Raw genomic sequence first — 17,606 nt, 5'->3', positions numbered from 1 at the left:
CAAGCCGTGGGGCGCGGGCTCAATAGAGCCGCGCCACCACGAAATCCGCCAGCTCGATCATCACGTCGCGCAGCTCGGATTGCGGCAGCTGCGCCATCGCGGCCTTGGCCTTTTCCGACCAGCCGAGCGCGTCCTCGCGGGTGGCCTCCAGCGCGCCGTGCTTGTTCAGCAGTTCCAGCGCGTGTTCGAGGTCGCCCTCTTCCTGCTTGCCCTTCTCGATGGTGCGCTGCCAGAAGGCGCGCTCCTCGGCGTCTGCGGCGGCCACGGCCTTGATCACCGGCAGGGTCAGCTTGCGCTCGCGGAAGTCGTCACCGACGTTCTTGCCGGTGGCCGAGGTGTCGCCCATGTAATCGAGCAGGTCGTCGGCGATCTGGAAGGCGATGCCGAGCGCATCGCCGTAATCGAAGAGCGCCTGAACCTGTGCCGGATCGGAGCCCGCGATGACCCCACCCACTTCGGTTGCGGCGGAGAAGAGCGCGGCGGTCTTGCCGCGCACCACCTGCAGGTAGATGTCCTCGGTGGTGCCCAGATCCTGCGCCGCGGTGAGCTGCAGCACCTCGCCCTCGGCGATGGTGGCCGCGGCGTTCGACAGGATTTCCAGCACCCGCATGTTGCCGGGCTCGGTCATCAGCTGGAAGCTGCGGGCGAAGAGGTAGTCGCCGACCAGCACCGAGGACTTGTTGTCCCACAGCAGGTTGGCGGTGGGGCGGCCGCGCCGCTGCGCGCTTTCGTCCACCACGTCGTCATGCAGCAAGGTCGCGGTGTGGATGAACTCCACCGTGGCCGCGAGGTGCACGTGGTAGGGGCCGTCGTATTTGCAGATATTCGCCGCGGCGAGCGTCAGCATCGGGCGCAGGCGCTTGCCGCCCGCCTCGACCAGATGCGCGGTCACCTCCGGGATGCGCGGCGCGTGTTTCGAGGCCATCCGCTCGCGGATCAGCGCGTTCACGGCGCCCATCTCATCCGCCAGCATCGTTGCCAGCCGATCATGCGGTTTCGTTTTTGCCGTATCCAAGCCCATCAGACCCCCGTCACAGGCTCGACAAGGCCGGGGCCCTGTCCTTACATCCCCAGTATGGAAGAACTTCTGCGCACCACCGACATCACGCTGATCCCGCTGGCGAAGACCCTCCTAGATGGGCAGGGTATAGACAGCTTTGAGTTGGACGTAAATATGAGCGTCCTCGAGGGGTCTCTCGGCATACTTCCGCGCAGATTGATGGTGCGCAGCGGCGATCTGGAGGCGGCGCAGCGGGTGCTGCGCGACTTCGGAATCTCTTTCGAGGCCGGCGCGTGAGGCGCGACGCCTTCGCCGAGGAGGCGCTAGGATGCGACGATTTCCTCGGCGGTCTGGCGAAGATATGGCAGCCGAAACATGGGTTTGGCTATCGCGCCGGTGTGGATCCCGTGCTGCTGGCCGCGAGCGTCGAGGCGCGACCGGGCGAGGAGGTGCTCGAACTGGGCTGCGGCGCGGCGCCGGCGCTGATCTGCCTTGGTGTGCGGGTGGGCGGGCTGCGCCTGACAGGGGTCGAGCTTCAGCCCGGCTACGCCGCCCTCGCGCGCCGTAACATTGCCGAGAACGGGCTGCAGGGGGACATCCTTGAGGCCGACCTTGCGCATCCGCCCGCGGAGCTGAAGGCGCGGTGCTTCGATCACGTTTTCGCCAATCCTCCCTATTTCGAGCCGGGCAAGCGCAGCGTGTCGCCGGACGCCGGGGTCGAGCTGGCGCAGGCCGGGGCGTTGCCGCTGTCCGACTGGGTCACGCTGGCGGCGCGGCGGCTGAAACCGCGGGGCACGGCGACCTTCGTGCAGCGGGTCGAGCGGCTGCCGGAGCTGGTCTCCGCCCTCAGTGCCAATCTGGGCTCCGTCGAGGTGCTGCCGCTGGCCCCGAGAGAGGGTCGCGCGCCCCGGCTGATTCTCGCGCGGGGACGCAAGGGCGGGCGCGCGGCTTTCCGCCTTTGCCCGCCGCTCGTGCTGCACGCCGGGGCGCGCCACCTTGAAGACGGCGAAGATTATACAAATGTCGTCAAAGCAGCCTTGCGTGACGGAAAACCGATCAGCTTCGACGCCTGAGCGGAGTTCCGAGCATCGGCTTGAGCCTGCGGAAAGCAATGCTGCGGGTGCGGCGTGACAGAATGTAAAAGTTATGCTGCACTGTGTGTGCCCAAAGCAAAAAGGAGGACATAATGAGCTTAACTTCTCACCTGCAGGAACTGAAGAAGAAGCACCAAAACCTCGCCACCACCGTGGAAGAAATGCAGCGCAGTCCTGGGACGGACGACCTGCATGTCGCAGCCCTGAAGAAGCAGAAACTCCGTATCAAGGAAGAGATTAGCCGGCTCTCGGCAGAGGCCACCTGACGCGGCCCGGGCAGGCAGCACCCTCAGGGGCAGCCACCTACCCGCCTGGAGAGCAAACGTGAGAAACCGATCCAAGTGGCCGCCGCGCCCGAGGATCGCAGAGGTTCCGGGCCCGAATCTCCGGGCCCGGGCGGCAGGGCAAGGCGCCGGACGGCGCAGGAACAGCGGCATTTCACAGCACGTCTTTCGACACGCATCCCTTTTCACCCTTGCCAGGATGGTCGCGGCCCCATCGGTCCGCGCAGTCTGGAGGACGTGCGTGCCGTGCCCTGATCAGGACACGCCCTGACAAAGAAAGCGCCCCCGGAGAGCCAAGCTCCGGGGGCGCTGCCCTGAGAGGGGAGGGGGTTCGAGCCGGGTCAATCGATCGGCTCGAGCGTCTTTTCGAGTTGCGCCCTCAGGTGGGCGTGCTGCGTCGGCAACTTCAGCCCTTCGCCGAGATGCGCGCGGTCCTCGTCGCGGTCGAAGCCGGGCTCGTTGGTCGCCACCTCGAAGAGCACGCCGCCGGGGCTGCGGAAATAGATCGCGTAGAAATAGTCCCGGTCGATCTGCGGCGTGATCTGGAAGCCCTGCTCGGTCAAGGCTTTGCGCACTTCGAGCTGGGCCGCCCGGTCTTCCACCGCGAAGGCGATGTGGTGCACGCTGCCGGCGCCCTGGGTGCCTTGGGAGGCATCCACCGTCTCGATGTCGATGGTGCCCGCGCCGTTGTGCTCGGGCAGCACCAGCCGCATCACGTTGGCCTGGCGGCATTCTTCCTTGTAGCCCATGGCGCCGAGCAGTTCGGCGGTGGGACCGGCATCGCGCAGGCGCATCTGCACCGAGTGGAAGCCGCGGATCGCCATGTCATCGCCGACGCCGCTGCCGGTCCAGGGCGTGCGGCCATCCTCTGCCTCGACCAGGGCCAGCCCTTCGCCGTCCGGCCCCTCGAACGCGATGCGCTGCTCGCCGTAGCGGTTCAGCCGATCGATCCCGGTGACGCCCGCCTCGGTCAGCCGCGCCTCCCAGGCATCGAGCGAGCCCTCGGGGACGGTGAAGGCGGTGGTGCCGACCTCGCCGGTGCCGCGGCGGCCGCGGGCGGCCTGCGGGAAGGGGAAGTAGGTCATGACGCTGCCGGGGGTGCCGATCTCGTCACCATAATAGAGGTGATAGACGTCTGGCGCGTCGAAGTTGACGGTCTTCTTGACCCGGCGCAGGCCGAGCGTGTCGGTGAAGAAGGCATTGTTGCGAGACGCGCTGCTGGCCAGCGCAGTCACGTGATGCAGGCCTTTGATCTGGGTAAGCATGGTCTCTCTCCTGGCTAGGATTTGATCCCGATATAAACCCGTGCCGGCTTTCAGAAAACGGCCACTGCCGCGCGGAGGGGCTGCACCAGTGCACACTCCGCGGTGGGCGTGAGGGCAGGGCAGGCGGCAAAAGGCCCCGGCGCTTGCGCGACCGGGGCCCTCAGGAGTGCCTGTCTCTGGACGCCGGCGCGTCAGACGAAGAATTGCCCGCCGTTGGCCGAGATCGTCGAGCCGTTCACGAAGCCGGCCTTCTCGTCTGCAAGGAAGACCACGCAACGGGCAATCTCCTCGGGCTCGCCGAGGCGCCCCGCGGGGATCTGTGCGATGATCGACTCGCGCACCTTCTCGGGCACCGCCATGACCATCTCGGTGGCGATGTAGCCGGGGCAGATGGCATTGGCGGTGATGCCGTAGCGCGCGCCTTCCTGTGCCAGCGACTTGATGATGCCGAGATCGCCCGCCTTGGTCGCCGCGTAGTTCACCTGCGCGAACTGGCCCTTCTGGCCGTTGATCGACGAGATCACGATGACCCGCCCGAACTTGCGCTCGCGCATGCCCGGCCAGAGCGGGTGCACGGTGTTGAACACGCCGGTGAGGTTGGTGTCGATGACCTCTTTCCACTGGTCCGGGGTCATCTTGTGGAAGGGCGCGTCGCGGGTGATGCCGGCATTGGCCACCACCACGTCGATCGGGCCGAGGTCCGCCTCGACCTGCGCAATGCCGGCCTTGGACGCCTCGTAGTCCGCCACGTTCCACTTGTAGGTCTTGATACCGGTCTCCGCGGTGAAGGCCTGGGCCTTCTCGTCGTTGCCGGCATAAGTCGCTGCTACTTCGTAACCTTCGGCCTTGAGTGCCTTCGAGATCGCCTCCCCGATCCCGCGGCTGCCGCCGGTGACCAATGCAACTTTCGCCATTCTATCCTCCAATTCGGAACCTTCACATCCCAGTAATCTTGTTACTGAAGTTAAATCAATCTAGCAACAATATTGCGCCACTATTTTGCACTTGCAGCATGACGCACAAAGAAAAAGGGGCGCCGTGGCGCCCCTCTTCAATTCGTCAGTCGCGCTCCACGCAGAGTGCGACGCCCATGCCGCCCCCGATGCAGAGCGTCGCGAGGCCCTTCTTGGCGTCGCGGCGCTGCATCTCGAAGAGCAGCGTGTTCAGGATGCGGGCGCCCGAGGCGCCGATCGGGTGGCCGATGGCGATGGCGCCGCCGTTCACGTTCACGATCGACGGATCCCACCCCATGTCCTTGTTCACCGCGCAGGCCTGCGCGGCGAAGGCCTCGTTGGCTTCGACCAGGTCGAGATCCTCGGGCTTCCAGCCGGCTTTCTCCAGCGCCTTGCGCGAGGCGTGGATCGGGCCGACGCCCATGATCGACGGATCGAGGCCGGCGGTTGCGTAAGAAACGATGCGGGCGAGCGGCTCGATGCCGCGCCTCTCGGCGTTCTCGGCGCTCATCAGCAGCACGCCGGCGGCGCCGTCGTTGATCCCCGAGGCGTTGGCCGCGGTGACCGAGCCGTCCTTGGTGAAGGCCGGGCGCAGTTTCTGCATGCCCTCGATGGTGGCGCCATGGCGGATGTATTCGTCCTTGTCGACGATGATTTCGCCCTTGCGGGTCTTCACGGTGAAGGGGATCACCTCGTCATCGAACTTGCCCGCCTTCTGCGCCGCCTCGGCCTTGTTCTGCGAGGCGAGGGCGAATTCGTCCTGCTGCTCGCGGCTGATCTGCCACTGCTGCGCGACGTTCTCGGCGGTCTGACCCATGTGGTAGCCGTTGAAGGCATCCCACAGGCCGTCGCGGATCATTGTGTCGATGTACTTCATGTCGCCCATCTTGTGGCCGGCACGCAAGTGCGCGGCGTGGGGCGACAGGGTCATGTTCTCCTGCCCGCCGGCGCAGACGATGTCGGCATCGCCCAGCAAGATGTGCTGCGCGCCCAGCATCACGGTGCGCAGGCCCGAGCCGCAGACCTGGTTGATCGACCAGGCGGAGCTTTCCTTGGGCAGGCCGGCATTGATATGCGCCTGGCGCGCGGGGTTCTGACCCTGGGCGGCGGTCAGGACCTGGCCGAGGATGGTCTCGGACACCTCGCCCTTGTCGACGCCTGCACGCGCAACCAGCGCTTCGAGCATGGCGGCGCCGAGATCATGGGCGGGGGTATTGGCAAAGGCACCGCTGAAGCTGCCCACGGCGGTCCGTGCCGCGGATGCGATTACGACGTTGGTCATGAAATTCTCCCTCCAAACAAAGCGTGCGACCGGACTGCAGCCCTCGCCCTCGTGGCGGGAGGCGGCGGTTCCGCATCTGGCCTTGGTACATTTGATAACGCGGGGACAGGCGGCTGCACAGAGGTGGAAGTGCGGATTCGCGCATGTTTGCGCAATTCGTCGCAGGCGCCGGTTGGCAGGTGAAAAGTCGCGAGGAACAGCAGAGTTGCGGGGATCTTGCTTAAAACTAGACGCCTGACGCGCCCGTCGCCTGCCTGCGCCACGTCGGCTGGGCCACGGGCGCACCATGGTAGTAGCCTTGCAGGCAGCTCACCCCGGCGGCGGTGGCGAGCTCCGCCTCGGCGCGGGTCTCGACCGATTCGGCAACGGTGAACATGTCGAATTGCTCGGCGAGGGCGACGATGGCGCGGAGCAGCACCTGGTTGTCCGGGTCGCGATCTATGCCGCGGATCACCTGACCGTCGATCTTGAGGATGTCGAAGCTGAAGCGCTTGAAGTGCCGCAGGACGGTCTGCCCCGCGCCGAAATCATCCATGGCAAAGGTGATACCGCGGCGGTGCAGGTCGGACATGAAACCGATCACCAGCTCCGGCAGCAGCATGGCCGAGCCCTCGGTGATTTCGAGGATCAGCCGCTCGGCGGCGGTGGGGTCGGCGGCAAGCCCTTTGTCCAGAACGCGCATCCAGCGGCGGTAGCCGATCGACCGCGCCGACATGTTGATCGAGAGCCGCAGTTCCGGCGTGCGGAGCAGTTCGGCCAGTCCCTGCTCGAGCGCGAGGCAGTCGAGGATGCGCCCCTCTTCGAGTTCCTCGACCTCGAAGATGAACTCGCGCGCGGGCACGATGCGCCCGGTGTCATCCATCACCCGCAGCATGGCCTCGTGAAAGGCGATGGCGTTGTGGCCCCGGGCCTGAACCACGGGCTGGAAGACGAGCATCACCTGCCGGTGGCGGATCGCGGCGCGGACGCGCTGCAGGATGTCCCGGTCGCGCAGAGCAAGCGCGCTGTCGAGAACGGCCCCGGTGCCGCCCCCGGTTCCACGCCCGGGGCGGGGCTGGCGGGCCCGGCGTTCCGCGCGGGAGGTCTGCATGTCAAAGCTTTGCACCCCTGTATCCTCTCAGCTCGTCTCCCGTAGGGCTCTTCGTCTCCCGTAGGGCTCTGTCTGGCAGGCCCGTCAGCCGTATGCCGCGCCGTGCGTATTCCGCCCCGGCGGCCCGGTCCCGGCCGGGCGCTCTGTCATTTTGGCCCCGGGTGGATTAAGCGGTGATTAAGCGGCGCGGGGCAGCGAAGGCGGTGCGATGTTGCAGACAGCAGTTGACTCCCCCCGGAATCCCCATATAAGCGCGCGCTCATTGGTGTTGGTGGCCCCCGCAAGGGGATGCCTGTCGGCCTTCGGGCAGGAGGACAACGCCCTTCACAACTCATGAAGGAGATCAGCCGTGACCAAACGCACGTCTGCCAAGTACAAAATCGACCGCCGCATGGGCGAAAACATCTGGGGCCGTCCGAAGTCCCCGGTGAACAAGCGCGAATACGGCCCGGGCCAGCACGGCCAGCGCCGCAAGGGCAAGATGTCGGACTTCGGTCTGCAGCTGCGCGCCAAGCAGAAGCTCAAGGGCTACTACGGTGACCTGACCGAGAAGCAGTTCCGCCGCATCTTCGGCGAAGCTGAGCGGATCAAGGGCGACACCGGCGAGCTGCTGATCGGCCTGCTCGAGCGCCGCCTCGACGCCGTCGTCTACCGCGCCAAGTTCGTGCCGACCGTCTTCGCCGCCCGTCAGTTCGTGAACCACGGCCACGTGCTGGTGAACGGCAAGCGCGTGAACATCCCCTCCTACCGCGTGAAAGAGGGTGACGTGATCGAGGTTCGCGAGAAGTCGAAGCAGATGGTTGTTCTGCTCGAGTCCGTGCAGCTCGCAGAGCGTGACGTTCCCGACTACATCGAGGCCGACCACTCCAAGATGACCGCGACCTTCGTGCGCACCCCCGGCCTCGCCGACGTGCCCTACGCGGTTCAGATGGAACCGAACCTCGTCATCGAATACTACGCACAGAACTAATTCTTCTGTCCGTACGATGTTGGAAAGGCCGCGCCGCGATGCGCGGCCTTTCTGCGTTTCTGCCCGGGTTTTGTGCGTGCGGCGGGGCGTGACCGGGTTTCAATATTTTACCGATTGATAAAAAAATCGACCTGTGAGAGCGTTTCTCCATTGCGCAAAGGCAGCGGGGAGGCGACCGATGGACGCAAGACAACTGGCAGGAGGGATCCGCGCAGGACGGCTGGAGCCGCAGGCGCTGGAGGAGGGCTTTTCCGACCTGCACCCTCCATACGACGATCACGAGGCGCTGGTGGCGGCGGACCGCTGCTACTTCTGCCATGACGCGCCCTGCGCGACGGCGTGCCCGACGACGATCGACATTCCACTCTTCATCCGGCAGATCGCCACCGGCACGCCCGAGGCGGCGGCAAAGACGATCCTGTCGCAGAACATCCTCGGCGGCATGTGCGCGAGGGTCTGCCCGACCGAGACGCTCTGCGAGGAGGTCTGCGTGCGCGAGGTGGCCGAGGGCAAGCCGGTGGAGATCGGCCGGCTGCAGCGCTACGCCACGGATCGCATCATGGCGCGCAACATCCACCCCTTCGAGCGCGCCGCGCCCACGGGCAAGCGCGTGGCGGTGGTAGGCGCGGGGCCTGCGGGCCTCGCCTGCGCGCATCGGCTGGCGATGAAGGGCCATGACGTGGTGATCCTCGACGCGCGGCCCAAGCCGGGCGGACTCAATGAGTTCGGCATCGCCGCCTACAAGAGCACAGAGGATTTCGCCGCGCGCGAGGTGGACTGGCTGCTCGGCATCGGCGGCATCATCCTCGAGACCGGCAAGGCGCTGGGGCGCGAGGTGACCCTCGAGGGGCTGAAGGCCGAGTATGATGCGGTCTTCCTCGGGCTGGGGCTCGGCGGGGTCAACGCGCTGGGAATCGACGGCGGCGACCGCGACGGCGTGTCCAACGCGGTGGATTTCATTTCCGAGCTGCGCCAGGCTGAGGATCTTGCCGCGCTGCCGGTGGGCCGCGACGTGGTGGTGATCGGGGGCGGCATGACCGCCGTCGATGCCGCCGTGCAGGCCAAGCTGCTGGGCGCGCTCAATGTCACCATCGTCTACCGCCGCTCGCAGGAACGCATGGCGGCGAGTGTCTTCGAGCAGGAGCTGGCGCAGGCCAAGGGTGTGCGAATCATCTGCAACGCCACGCCCAAGGCGGTGCATGGCAATGGCGCCGTGCGCGAGATCGAGTTCGAGTTTACGGACGACGATCTCACCCCCACCGGCGAGCGCTTCCGACTGCCCGCCGACCAGGTGTTCCGGGCCATCGGCCAGAGCCTCGTCACAGAGGGCCTGCCGACGCTCGACGGCCGCAAGATCGCGGTCGAGGGGCCGGGGCGCACCTCGCTGCCCGGCGTCTGGGCCGGGGGCGACTGCGCCGCCGGGGGCGATGACCTGACCGTCACCGCCGTCGCCGAGGGCCGCGACGCGGCCGAAGACATCCACGCCACGTTGACGCGCTGAGGAGGGACCGACATGGCTGATCTGACGAGTGACTTCGTGGGCATCAAGTCGCCCAACCCGTTCTGGCTGGCTTCGGCGCCGCCGACAGACAAGGAATACAACGTCCGCCGCGCCTACGAGGCGGGCTGGGGCGGCGTGGTCTGGAAGACCCTCGGCGAGGATGGTCCGCCGGTGGTCAACGTCAACGGCCCGCGCTACGGCGCGATCTGGGGCGCGGACCGGCGGCTGCTCGGCCTCAACAACATCGAGCTGATCACCGACCGTCCGCTCGAGGTGAACCTGCGCGAGATCAAGGCGGTGAAGCGCGACTACCCCGACCGGGCGCTGGTGGTCTCGCTGATGGTGCCCTGCGAGGAGGCGGCCTGGAAGGCGATCCTGCCGCTGGTCGAGGAAACCGGCGCCGACGGGGTCGAGCTGAACTTCGGCTGCCCGCATGGCATGAGCGAGCGCGGCATGGGCTCGGCGGTGGGGCAGGTGCCCGAGTACATCGAGATGGTGACGCGCTGGGTGAAGCAGAACAGCCGCATGCCCTGCATCGTGAAACTCACGCCCAATATCACCGATATCCGCAAGCCCGCCGAGGCCGCCAAGCGCGGCGGCGCGGATGCGGTCTCGCTGATCAACACCGTCAATTCGATCACCTCGGTCGACCTCGATCTCTTCGCCCCCGAGCCGACCATCGACGGCAAGGGCGCGCATGGCGGCCTCTGCGGCCCGGCGGTGAAGCCCATCGCGCTCAACATGGTGGCCGAGATCGCCCGCTCGCCGGAAACGCGCGGCCTGCCGATCTCGGGCATCGGCGGGGTGACCACCTGGCGCGACGCCGCCGAGTTCATCGCGCTGGGGGCGGGCAACGTGCAGGTCTGCACCGCGGCGATGACCTACGGCTTCAAGGTTGTGCAGGAGATGATCTCGGGGCTGTCGCAGTACCTGGACGAGAAGGGCGTCGGGCTGTCCGATCTTGTGGGCCGGGCGGTGCCGAACGTGTCGGACTGGCAGAACCTCAACCTCAACGCCATCTCCAAGGCGAAGATCGACCAGGAGCTCTGCATCTCCTGCGGGCGCTGTTACGCGGCCTGCGAGGACACCTCGCACCAGGCGATCGCCATGTCCGACGGCCGGGTGTTCACCGTCAAGGACGACGAATGCGTGGCCTGCAACCTCTGCGTCAATGTCTGCCCGGTCGAGGGCTGCATCAGCATGGAACGGATGGAGGTCGGGGCAACGGACCCGCGCACCGGCAAGGTCGTGCCGGCGGAGTTCGGTGACTGGACCACCCACCCCAACAACCCGATGGCCCGCGCGGCGGAGTGATTGGATAGGTCGGGGCCTTTTCTGGCCCCGTCCGGAATCAAGGCGAAGCCGCCGGGCGAGCGCCGGCCCGTCCTGGCGGGCTGGCGCTTTGCCATCGTCGCACAGCGTTCGGAACTCGTGCGGATTTGGTTGGGATAAAGCGCAGACCTCGGTTGTTGCAGCGCCACCCCACGGGCCGGCGCTCGCCCGGCGGCTTCGCGTCACCCCTGCGGCGTCAGGATCGCCTTGAAGGTCGTCTCGACATGGGCATTCGCCGCTTCCCAGCCCGCCGCCTCGTCGGGCACCAGCACCCGCACCTGCGTGTCGAAGTCGGCGAAGTGCTGGGTGAGCGCCCAGATCGACATGATGAGCTGCTGCGGGTCCTGCGACGCCAGCTTGCCCGCCTCCATCCAACCCGCGATCAGTGCGCATTTCTCGTCGAAGAGCGGTTTCAGGTCACTCTTCAGGTGCGGCAGCATCCGCGGCGCGCCCTGGATGATCTCGATGGCGAAGAGTCGGCTCTCGCGCGGGAACTGGCGGCTCATCTCCATCTTGCGGCGCACATAGCCGAGGATCTCCTCCAGCGGATCGCCCTCCGCATCCAACTCGCGCAGCGGGTCGAGCCATTCGGTCATCAGCGCGTTCAGCAGGGCGACGTGGATCGCCTCCTTGCCGTCGAAATAGTAGATGAGGTTGGGCTTGGACATGCCCGCGGCCTCGGCGATCTGGTCGAGTGTCGCGCCGCGGAAGCCGTGCTGCGAGAAGACGTCCAGCGCCGCATCCATGATCTTCTTGCGGTTGCGGATCTGGATTCGGCTGGGCTTTTTTTCGACGGGCGCGGGCATCGGTTTCCTTGGCTGCTGCTTTTCCGGGCGGCGCTGCCTGCTCTACGTGCATCCGCGCCGGGGGCCAAGGCAGGGATTTCTTGACAGGTTCGGGGCGCATTGCAATCGTGGCTTTACCAAATGGTAAAAAACACGCGCGGCCCGCGCAAGCGCGACCGCGCAATGCAAGAGCAATGCAAGGCAGCGAGGACAAAAAAATGGCGGCACCGGGCGAAAACCTCCGGATTGATGGCGACCGACTCTGGGACAGCCTGATGGAGATGGCCAAGATCGGGCCCGGCGTCGCCGGCGGCAACAACCGCCAGACGCTGACCGACGAGGACGCCGAGGGCCGGGCGCTGTTCCAGAGCTGGTGCGAGGCCGCGGGCATGACCATGGGCGTCGACGCGATGGGCACGATGTTCGCCACCCGCGCCGGTGAAGACCCCGACGCGCTGCCGGTCTACGTCGGCTCGCACCTCGACACCCAGCCCACGGGCGGCAAGTACGACGGCGTTCTGGGCGTTCTCGGCGCGCTGGAGGCGGTGCGGACGATGAACGATCTCGGCATCAAGACCAAGCATCCGATCGTCGTTACCAACTGGGCCAACGAGGAGGGCGGCCGCTTCGCCCCGGCCATGCTGGCCTCGGGCGTCTTCGCCGGGGTGCACGACATCGACTACGCCTACGGGCGCAAGGATCTCGAAGGCAAGACCTACGGCGACGAGCTGGTGCGCATCGGCTGGAAGGGCGAGGAAGAGGTCGGCGCGCGCAAGATGCACGCCTACTACGAACTGCATATCGAGCAGGGACCGATCCTCGAGGCAGAGGGCAAGGACATCGGCGTGGTCACCCATTGCCAGGGGCTGTGGTGGCTCGAGTTCACGCTGACCGGCAAGGCCGCGCACACCGGCTCCACGCCGATGAACATGCGGGTGAACGCCGGGCTCGCCATGGGCCGCATCCTCGAGATGGTGCAGGAGGTGGCCATGGCCGCCCAGCCCGGCGCCGTCGGCGGCGTGGGGCAGGTGACCTTCTCGCCCAACTCGCGCAACGTGCTGCCCGAAACCGTGGTCTTCACCGTCGACATCCGCTCGCCCGAACTGGACAAGCTGAACGCCATGCGGGCCGAGATCGAGCGCCGCGCGCCCGAGATCTGCGCCGAGCTGGAGGTCGGCTGCGCGGTCGAGCCGGTGGGCCATTTCGACCCGGTGACCTTTGCCCCCGAGCTGGTCGAGAACGTACGCAACGCTGCCGAGCGGCTGGGCTACTCGCACCTCGATATCATCTCCGGCGCCGGTCACGACGCCTGCTGGGCGGCCAAGGTGGCGCCTGCGACCATGGTCATGTGCCCCTGCGTCGACGGCATTTCGCACAACGAAGCCGAGGAGATCTCGAAGGACTGGGCCGCCGCCGGGACCGACGTGCTGTTCCACGCGGTGCTCGAGACCGCGGAGATCGTCGCCTGAGGCGGACGCCAGATAGGGGGCTCTGCCCCGCCCGCGGCCTTCGGGCCGCGGACTCCCCGGGATATTTTCGCCTAGAAGAAACCCCGGGTCCGGACTTCCAAGGGAGGGAATGATGTCCACAGTGATCAAGGGCGGCACCATCGTCACCGCCGACCTGAGCTACGAGGCCGACGTGCAAATCGAGGGTGGCCGCATCACCCAGATCGGCCAGAACCTGACCGGCGACGAGGTGCTGGATGCCTCGGGCTGCTACGTGATGCCCGGCGGGATCGACCCGCACACCCACCTCGAGATGCCCTTCATGGGCACTTACTCGGCCGACGATTTCGACAGCGGCACCCGCGCGGCGCTGGCGGGGGGAACGACCATGGTGGTCGACTTCGCACTGCCCGCGCCGGGGCAGGGGCTGCTCGACGCGCTGCAGATGTGGGACAACAAGTCGACCCGCGCGCATTGCGACTACTCCTTCCACATGGCGGTCACCTGGTGGAGCGAACAGGTGTTCAACGAGATGAAGGAAGTGGTCGATCGCGGCATCACCACCTTCAAGCACTTCATGGCCTACAAGGGCGCGCTGATGGTGAACGACGACGAGCTCTTCGCCTCGTTCCAGCGCTGCGCCGAGCTGGGGGCGATCCCGCTGGTGCATGCCGAGAACGGCGACGTGGTGGCCGAGCTTTCCGCCAAGCTGCTCGCCGCCGGCAACAACGGCCCCGAGGCGCATGCCTATTCGCGCCCGCCGCAGGTCGAGGGCGAGGCGACCAACCGCGCCATCATGATCGCCGACATGGCGGGGGTGCCGCTCTACGTGGTGCACGTGAGCTGCGAGGAGAGCCACGAGGCGATCCGCCGCGCCCGGCAGGCTGGAAAGCGGGTCTGGGGCGAGCCGCTGGTCCAGCACCTGACCTTGGACGACAGGGAGTACGCCAACCCCGACTGGGACCACGCCGCGCGCCGGGTGATGTCGCCGCCGTTCCGCAACAAGGCGCATCAGGACAGCCTCTGGGCCGGGCTGGCGGCGGGCTCGCTGTCCTGCGTGGCGACGGACCACTGCGCCTTCACCACCGATCAGAAACGCTATGGCGTCGGCGATTTCACCAAGATCCCCAATGGCACCGGCGGGCTCGAGGACCGGCTGCCGATGCTCTGGACGCAGGGCGTCGCCACCGGCCGGCTGACGCCGCAGGAGTTCGTCGCGGTCACCTCGACCAATATCGCCAAGATCCTCAACATCTACCCGCGCAAGGGGGCGATCCTCGTGGGGGCCGATGCCGACATCGTCGTGCTCGACCCGAACCGCGAGAAGGTGATCTCGGCCAAGACCCAGCAGTCGGCCATCGACTACAACGTCTTCGAGGGGATGACCGTGAAGGGGCTGCCGCGCTTCGTGCTGAGCCGCGGCAAGGTCTCGGTGACCGAGGGCGCGATGAGCTCGGAGGAGGGCCATGGCCAGTTCGTCGCCCGTCCGCCTGCCGGGCCGGTGAACACGGCGCTGAGCTCCTGGAAGGAGCTGACCGCGCCGCGCAAGGTGGAACGCACCGGCATCCCGGCCTCCGGGGTGTGACGCGGAACACGTAGACTGAAGACGACCGGGGCAGGGGGCCGGAAGACGCCCCCACCCCGCACAGGGAAAGAAGATGATGACAGAACAAGCGGCCGCGCCAGCGGCCAGCGCCATGCCGAGACCGACGGTGATCTCGGCGCAGGGGCTGAACCTCGTCTACGAGACGAACGACGGCCCGGTACAGGCGCTGAAGGATGTGGATCTGAAGATCGGCAAGGGCGACTTCGTCTCCTTCATCGGGCCCTCGGGCTGCGGCAAGACCACCTTCCTGCGGGTGATGGCGGATCTCGAGACGCCGACGTCGGGCACGGTGCTGGTCAACGGCGTGACCCCCGAGGCGGCGCGCAAGGCGCGGGCCTATGGCTACGTTTTCCAAGCGGCGGGGCTCTACCCGTGGCGCAGCATCGGCGGCAATATCCGCCTGCCGCTGGAGATCATGGGCTATTCGAAGTCCGAGCAGGCGGCGCGGGTGCAGCGGGTGCTGGAACTGGTGGAGCTTGCGGGCTTCGAGAAGAAGTACCCCTGGCAGCTCTCGGGCGGCATGCAGCAGCGCGCGTCGATTGCCCGCGCGCTGGCCTTCGATGCGGACATCCTGCTGATGGACGAACCCTTTGGCGCGCTCGACGAGATCGTGCGCGACCACCTCAACGAGCAGCTGCTGGCGCTCTGGGCGCGTACCGAGAAGACCATCTGCTTCGTCACCCACTCGATCCCGGAGGCGGTGTATCTCTCGACCAAGATCGTCGTCATGTCGCCGCGCCCGGGGCGGATCACCGACATCATCGAAAGCCCGCTGCCAAAGGAGCGCCCGCTCGAGATCCGCGACACGCCGGAGTTCCTCGAGATCGCGCACCGCGTGCGCGAGGGGCTGCGGGCGGGGCATGCCTATGACTGATCCGGCAGTCAGGCACGCGACCGAGGCCGATATTCCCGCCTGCGCCGCGGTGCTGAACGGCTGGATCGATGCCACCGAGTGGTTCCCGCGCGTGCATTCCCACGCAGAGATCGAGGGCTTCCTGCTCGAGGCGCTTCCGCTGCGCGAGATCTGGGTCATCGGCGATCCGGTCGAGGGCTACGTCTCGGTCGACCCCGAAATCGGCAAGGTCGGGGCGCTCTACTGCGCCCGCGGCGGCGCCGGGCTGGGCAAGGCGCTGATGGACCAAGCCAAGGAGGGGCGTGCCAGCCTCTTTCTGCACACGCATGTGGCCAACCTCGCGGCGCAGCGCTTCTACCGGCGCGAGGGGTTCCGGGACGCGGGCGAGGTCGATCCCGAGCCGCCCGAGACCCTGCGCGAGCTGCGGATGGAGTGGCTGCGATGAAAAACGTGATCCCCGTTCTGACCGTCGTGCTGGCCATCCTCGTGATCTGGTACGGCAGCGCCGTCATGCTCAACAAGCAATGGGTGCTCGACCAGGCTGCGCGGCAGGACCGCGTGCTGACCACGCCCGAGCTGATCGCTGAGACCTGGGCGCAGGACAAGCCCAAGCTGCCCGCGCCGCACCAGGTGGCCGTGGAGCTCTGGGACACGGTGGCGATGAAGAAGCCCACCTCGAAGCGCAGCCTCGTCTACCACGCCTGGGTAACCATGAGCGCCACGGTGCTCGGGTTCGGACTGGGCACGCTGCTCGGCTTCGCGCTGGCGGTGGGCATCGTCTACAACCGGGTTATGGACAAATCGGTGATGCCCTGGGTGATCGCCAGTCAGACCATCCCGATCCTTGCCATCGCGCCGATGATCATCGTGGTGCTGAACGCCATCGGCCTCTCGGGGCTGCTGCCCAAGGCGATGATCTCGATGTACCTGTCGTTCTTCCCGGTGGTCGTGGGCATGGTGAAGGGGCTGCGCAGCCCGGACGGCATGCAGCTCGACCAGATGCGCACCTGGAGCGCCACCCGGGCGCAGGAATTCTGGCGGCTGCGGCTGCCGGCCTCGATGCCCTATCTCTTCGCCTCGATGAAGATCGCCATGGCGGCGAGCCTCGTCGGCGCCATCGTCGGCGAGCTGCCGACCGGCGCGGTGGCTGGCCTCGGTGCGCGGCTGCTGGCGGGCAGCTACTACGGGCAGACCATCCAGATCTGGTCGGCGCTGCTGATGGCGGCGGCGCTGGCGGCGGCGCTGGTGGGGCTGATCGGCCTCATCCAGCGCATCACCCTCAAGCGGATGGGCATGGCATGATCTGGATTGTTGCAGGGCTGATCGTCTGGGCGCTGGGCCTTTGGGCCAACGTCCGGCTGTCGAAAAGCCGGAGCCGCGCGGCGGCGCTGGCGGTGCCGGTGATCTTCGGGCTGGTGCTGGTCTTCGTCTGGGAGGCGGTGGTGCGCGGCTTCGGCATCTCGCCGGTGCTGCTGCCCGCCCCTTCAGTGATCGCGGCGCGCTTTGGGCAGTCGTCGGGCGTGCTCTGGCAGGACTTCGTGCAGACCGTGCTCAAGGGCGCGCTCACCGGCTACGTGCTGGGCTGCGGCGCGGCGCTGCTGACGGCCATCGTGGTCGACCGCTTCGACTTCCTGCGGCGCGGCCTCCTGCCGGTGGGCAACTTCGTCGCGGCGCTGCCGATCATCGGCATCGCGCCGATCCTGGTGATGTGGTTCGGCTTTGACTGGCAGTCGAAGGCGGCGGTGGTCGTGGTCATGGTGTTCTTCCCGGTGCTGGTCAACGCGGTGCAGGGGCTGTCGGACACCAGCGCCATGCAGCGCGACCTGATGCGCACCTACGCCGCCAGCTACTGGACCAGCCTGTGGAAGCTGCGCCTGCCGGCGGCGCTGCCCTTCATCTTCAACGGGCTGAAGATCGCCTCCACCCTCGCGCTGATCGGCGCCATCGTGGCCGAGTTCTTCGGCTCGCCGATCACCGGCATGGGCTTTCGCATCTCCACCAGCGTCGGGCTCTTGCAGCTCGACCTCGTGTGGGCAGAGATCGTGGTGGCCGCGCTTGCGGGCTCGGCCTTCTACGGCGGCGTGGCGCTGATCGAACGCGCCGCGACCTTCTGGCACCCGTCGCAGCGGGGCCGGTGAAACAG

At 67.0% G+C, this 17,606-nt stretch carries 18 protein-coding genes; 12 read left to right on the top strand and 6 right to left on the bottom strand.

Annotated features, from left to right (window positions below; all coding sequences use genetic code 11):
* Positions 1-19: 19 nt before the first annotated feature.
* Entirely contained in the window at positions 20-1,021 is a 1,002-nt protein-coding gene (locus tag LC039_RS12845; RefSeq protein WP_226624796.1) for a polyprenyl synthetase family protein, read from the bottom strand.
* A 54-nt stretch (positions 1,022-1,075) separates the two neighbouring features.
* Here LC039_RS12845 and LC039_RS12840 point away from each other — a divergent pair, with 54 nt between their 5' ends.
* The 3 genes from LC039_RS12840 to LC039_RS12830 all read left to right on the top strand — a co-directional run bounded on the left by LC039_RS12840 (position 1,076) and on the right by LC039_RS12830 (position 2,360).
* Complete coding sequence (locus LC039_RS12840; RefSeq protein WP_226624794.1) at positions 1,076-1,297, top strand: DUF2007 domain-containing protein; 222 nt, start codon at positions 1,076-1,078, stop codon at positions 1,295-1,297.
* Entirely contained in the window at positions 1,294-2,073 is a 780-nt protein-coding gene (locus tag LC039_RS12835) for a tRNA1(Val) (adenine(37)-N6)-methyltransferase (protein WP_226624792.1), read from the top strand. The genes LC039_RS12840 and LC039_RS12835 overlap by 4 nt, the downstream gene beginning before the upstream one ends.
* 113 nt (positions 2,074-2,186) lie before the next feature.
* Positions 2,187-2,360 (top strand): YdcH family protein, encoded by a 174-nt coding sequence (locus LC039_RS12830; RefSeq protein WP_092423606.1) that lies wholly within the window; start codon positions 2,187-2,189, stop codon positions 2,358-2,360.
* Between the two features lie 359 nt (positions 2,361-2,719).
* Here LC039_RS12830 and LC039_RS12825 read toward each other — a convergent pair whose 3' ends face one another.
* From LC039_RS12825 to LC039_RS12810, 4 genes are all read right to left on the bottom strand, one after another.
* A complete protein-coding gene (locus LC039_RS12825; RefSeq protein ID WP_226624790.1) occupies positions 2,720-3,643 on the bottom strand; it encodes a VOC family protein in 924 nt (307 codons plus the stop codon).
* Between the two features lie 191 nt (positions 3,644-3,834).
* Positions 3,835-4,557 (bottom strand): acetoacetyl-CoA reductase, encoded by a 723-nt coding sequence (gene phbB, locus LC039_RS12820; RefSeq protein WP_226624786.1) that lies wholly within the window; start codon positions 4,555-4,557, stop codon positions 3,835-3,837.
* 145 nt (positions 4,558-4,702) lie between these two features.
* Positions 4,703-5,878 (bottom strand): acetyl-CoA C-acetyltransferase, encoded by a 1,176-nt coding sequence (locus tag LC039_RS12815; RefSeq protein ID WP_226624784.1) that lies wholly within the window; start codon positions 5,876-5,878, stop codon positions 4,703-4,705.
* Between the two features lie 226 nt (positions 5,879-6,104).
* Positions 6,105-6,968, bottom strand: coding sequence for an EAL domain-containing protein (locus LC039_RS12810; protein WP_226624782.1), 864 nt, complete (start codon positions 6,966-6,968; stop codon positions 6,105-6,107).
* A gap of 349 nt (positions 6,969-7,317) precedes the next feature.
* Here LC039_RS12810 and rpsD point away from each other — a divergent pair, with 349 nt between their 5' ends.
* The 3 genes from rpsD to preA all read left to right on the top strand — a co-directional run bounded on the left by rpsD (position 7,318) and on the right by preA (position 10,753).
* Positions 7,318-7,938 (top strand): 30S ribosomal protein S4, encoded by a 621-nt coding sequence (gene rpsD, locus LC039_RS12805; protein WP_226624780.1) that lies wholly within the window; start codon positions 7,318-7,320, stop codon positions 7,936-7,938.
* A gap of 178 nt (positions 7,939-8,116) precedes the next feature.
* Entirely contained in the window at positions 8,117-9,439 is a 1,323-nt protein-coding gene (locus tag LC039_RS12800) for an NAD(P)-dependent oxidoreductase (protein ID WP_226624764.1), read from the top strand.
* 12 nt (positions 9,440-9,451) lie between these two features.
* The gene (preA, locus tag LC039_RS12795) at positions 9,452-10,753 is read left to right on the top strand and encodes an NAD-dependent dihydropyrimidine dehydrogenase subunit PreA (protein WP_226624762.1); all 1,302 of its coding nucleotides are present in this window, start codon (positions 9,452-9,454) and stop codon (positions 10,751-10,753) included.
* 200 nt (positions 10,754-10,953) lie between these two features.
* Here the strand turns inward: preA and LC039_RS12790 are convergent, their stop codons facing one another.
* A complete protein-coding gene (locus tag LC039_RS12790) occupies positions 10,954-11,577 on the bottom strand; it encodes a TetR family transcriptional regulator C-terminal domain-containing protein (protein WP_226624760.1) in 624 nt (207 codons plus the stop codon).
* Between the two features lie 197 nt (positions 11,578-11,774).
* On the opposite strand from LC039_RS12790, the gene LC039_RS12785 reads away from it, so the two are divergent.
* From LC039_RS12785 to LC039_RS12760, 6 genes are all read left to right on the top strand, one after another.
* Positions 11,775-13,025 carry a Zn-dependent hydrolase gene (locus LC039_RS12785; RefSeq protein ID WP_226624758.1) on the top strand — a complete coding sequence of 417 codons (1,251 nt, stop codon included), beginning with the start codon at positions 11,775-11,777 and terminating at the stop codon, positions 13,023-13,025.
* A gap of 112 nt (positions 13,026-13,137) precedes the next feature.
* Positions 13,138-14,589 (top strand): dihydropyrimidinase, encoded by a 1,452-nt coding sequence (gene hydA / locus LC039_RS12780; RefSeq protein ID WP_226624756.1) that lies wholly within the window; start codon positions 13,138-13,140, stop codon positions 14,587-14,589.
* Positions 14,590-14,701: 112 nt separating this feature from the next.
* Positions 14,702-15,484 carry an ABC transporter ATP-binding protein gene (locus LC039_RS12775; protein WP_226624754.1) on the top strand — a complete coding sequence of 261 codons (783 nt, stop codon included), beginning with the start codon at positions 14,702-14,704 and terminating at the stop codon, positions 15,482-15,484.
* A complete protein-coding gene (locus LC039_RS12770; protein WP_226624751.1) occupies positions 15,477-15,908 on the top strand; it encodes a GNAT family N-acetyltransferase in 432 nt (143 codons plus the stop codon). Before LC039_RS12775 ends, LC039_RS12770 begins: the two co-directional genes overlap by 8 nt.
* Positions 15,905-16,765 carry an ABC transporter permease gene (locus LC039_RS12765; RefSeq protein ID WP_226624748.1) on the top strand — a complete coding sequence of 287 codons (861 nt, stop codon included), beginning with the start codon at positions 15,905-15,907 and terminating at the stop codon, positions 16,763-16,765. The genes LC039_RS12770 and LC039_RS12765 overlap by 4 nt, the downstream gene beginning before the upstream one ends.
* Positions 16,762-17,601 carry an ABC transporter permease gene (locus LC039_RS12760; protein WP_226624746.1) on the top strand — a complete coding sequence of 280 codons (840 nt, stop codon included), beginning with the start codon at positions 16,762-16,764 and terminating at the stop codon, positions 17,599-17,601. Before LC039_RS12765 ends, LC039_RS12760 begins: the two co-directional genes overlap by 4 nt.
* The last annotated feature ends 5 nt before the right edge of the window (positions 17,602-17,606 follow it).

Origin of the sequence: Alloyangia pacifica, from assembly GCF_020524285.1 — a bacterium.
Lineage (GTDB): Bacteria > Pseudomonadota > Alphaproteobacteria > Rhodobacterales > Rhodobacteraceae > Salipiger > Salipiger pacificus_B.
The sequence above is the reverse complement of the archived record's forward strand: the minus strand, read 5'-3'. Positions and strand labels throughout refer to the sequence as shown.

Excerpts from the sequence above, each read along its gene's own strand:
- LC039_RS12845 (WP_226624796.1), bottom strand. The coding sequence starts at position 1,021 with ATGGGCTTGGATACGGCAAAAACGAAACCGCATGATCGGCTGGCAACG.
- LC039_RS12840 (WP_226624794.1), top strand. The coding sequence starts at position 1,076 with ATGGAAGAACTTCTGCGCACCACCGACATCACGCTGATCCCGCTGGCG.
- LC039_RS12830 (WP_092423606.1), top strand. The coding sequence starts at position 2,187 with ATGAGCTTAACTTCTCACCTGCAGGAACTGAAGAAGAAGCACCAAAAC.
- LC039_RS12825 (WP_226624790.1), bottom strand. The coding sequence starts at position 3,643 with ATGCTTACCCAGATCAAAGGCCTGCATCACGTGACTGCGCTGGCCAGC.
- phbB (WP_226624786.1), bottom strand. The coding sequence starts at position 4,557 with ATGGCGAAAGTTGCATTGGTCACCGGCGGCAGCCGCGGGATCGGGGAG.
- LC039_RS12815 (WP_226624784.1), bottom strand. The coding sequence starts at position 5,878 with ATGACCAACGTCGTAATCGCATCCGCGGCACGGACCGCCGTGGGCAGC.
- LC039_RS12810 (WP_226624782.1), bottom strand. The coding sequence starts at position 6,968 with ATGCAGACCTCCCGCGCGGAACGCCGGGCCCGCCAGCCCCGCCCCGGG.
- LC039_RS12800 (WP_226624764.1), top strand. The coding sequence starts at position 8,117 with ATGGACGCAAGACAACTGGCAGGAGGGATCCGCGCAGGACGGCTGGAG.
- preA (WP_226624762.1), top strand. The coding sequence starts at position 9,452 with ATGGCTGATCTGACGAGTGACTTCGTGGGCATCAAGTCGCCCAACCCG.
- LC039_RS12790 (WP_226624760.1), bottom strand. The coding sequence starts at position 11,577 with ATGCCCGCGCCCGTCGAAAAAAAGCCCAGCCGAATCCAGATCCGCAAC.
- LC039_RS12785 (WP_226624758.1), top strand. The coding sequence starts at position 11,775 with ATGGCGGCACCGGGCGAAAACCTCCGGATTGATGGCGACCGACTCTGG.
- hydA (WP_226624756.1), top strand. The coding sequence starts at position 13,138 with ATGTCCACAGTGATCAAGGGCGGCACCATCGTCACCGCCGACCTGAGC.
- LC039_RS12775 (WP_226624754.1), top strand. The coding sequence starts at position 14,702 with ATGCCGAGACCGACGGTGATCTCGGCGCAGGGGCTGAACCTCGTCTAC.
- LC039_RS12770 (WP_226624751.1), top strand. The coding sequence starts at position 15,477 with ATGACTGATCCGGCAGTCAGGCACGCGACCGAGGCCGATATTCCCGCC.
- LC039_RS12765 (WP_226624748.1), top strand. The coding sequence starts at position 15,905 with ATGAAAAACGTGATCCCCGTTCTGACCGTCGTGCTGGCCATCCTCGTG.
- LC039_RS12760 (WP_226624746.1), top strand. The coding sequence starts at position 16,762 with ATGATCTGGATTGTTGCAGGGCTGATCGTCTGGGCGCTGGGCCTTTGG.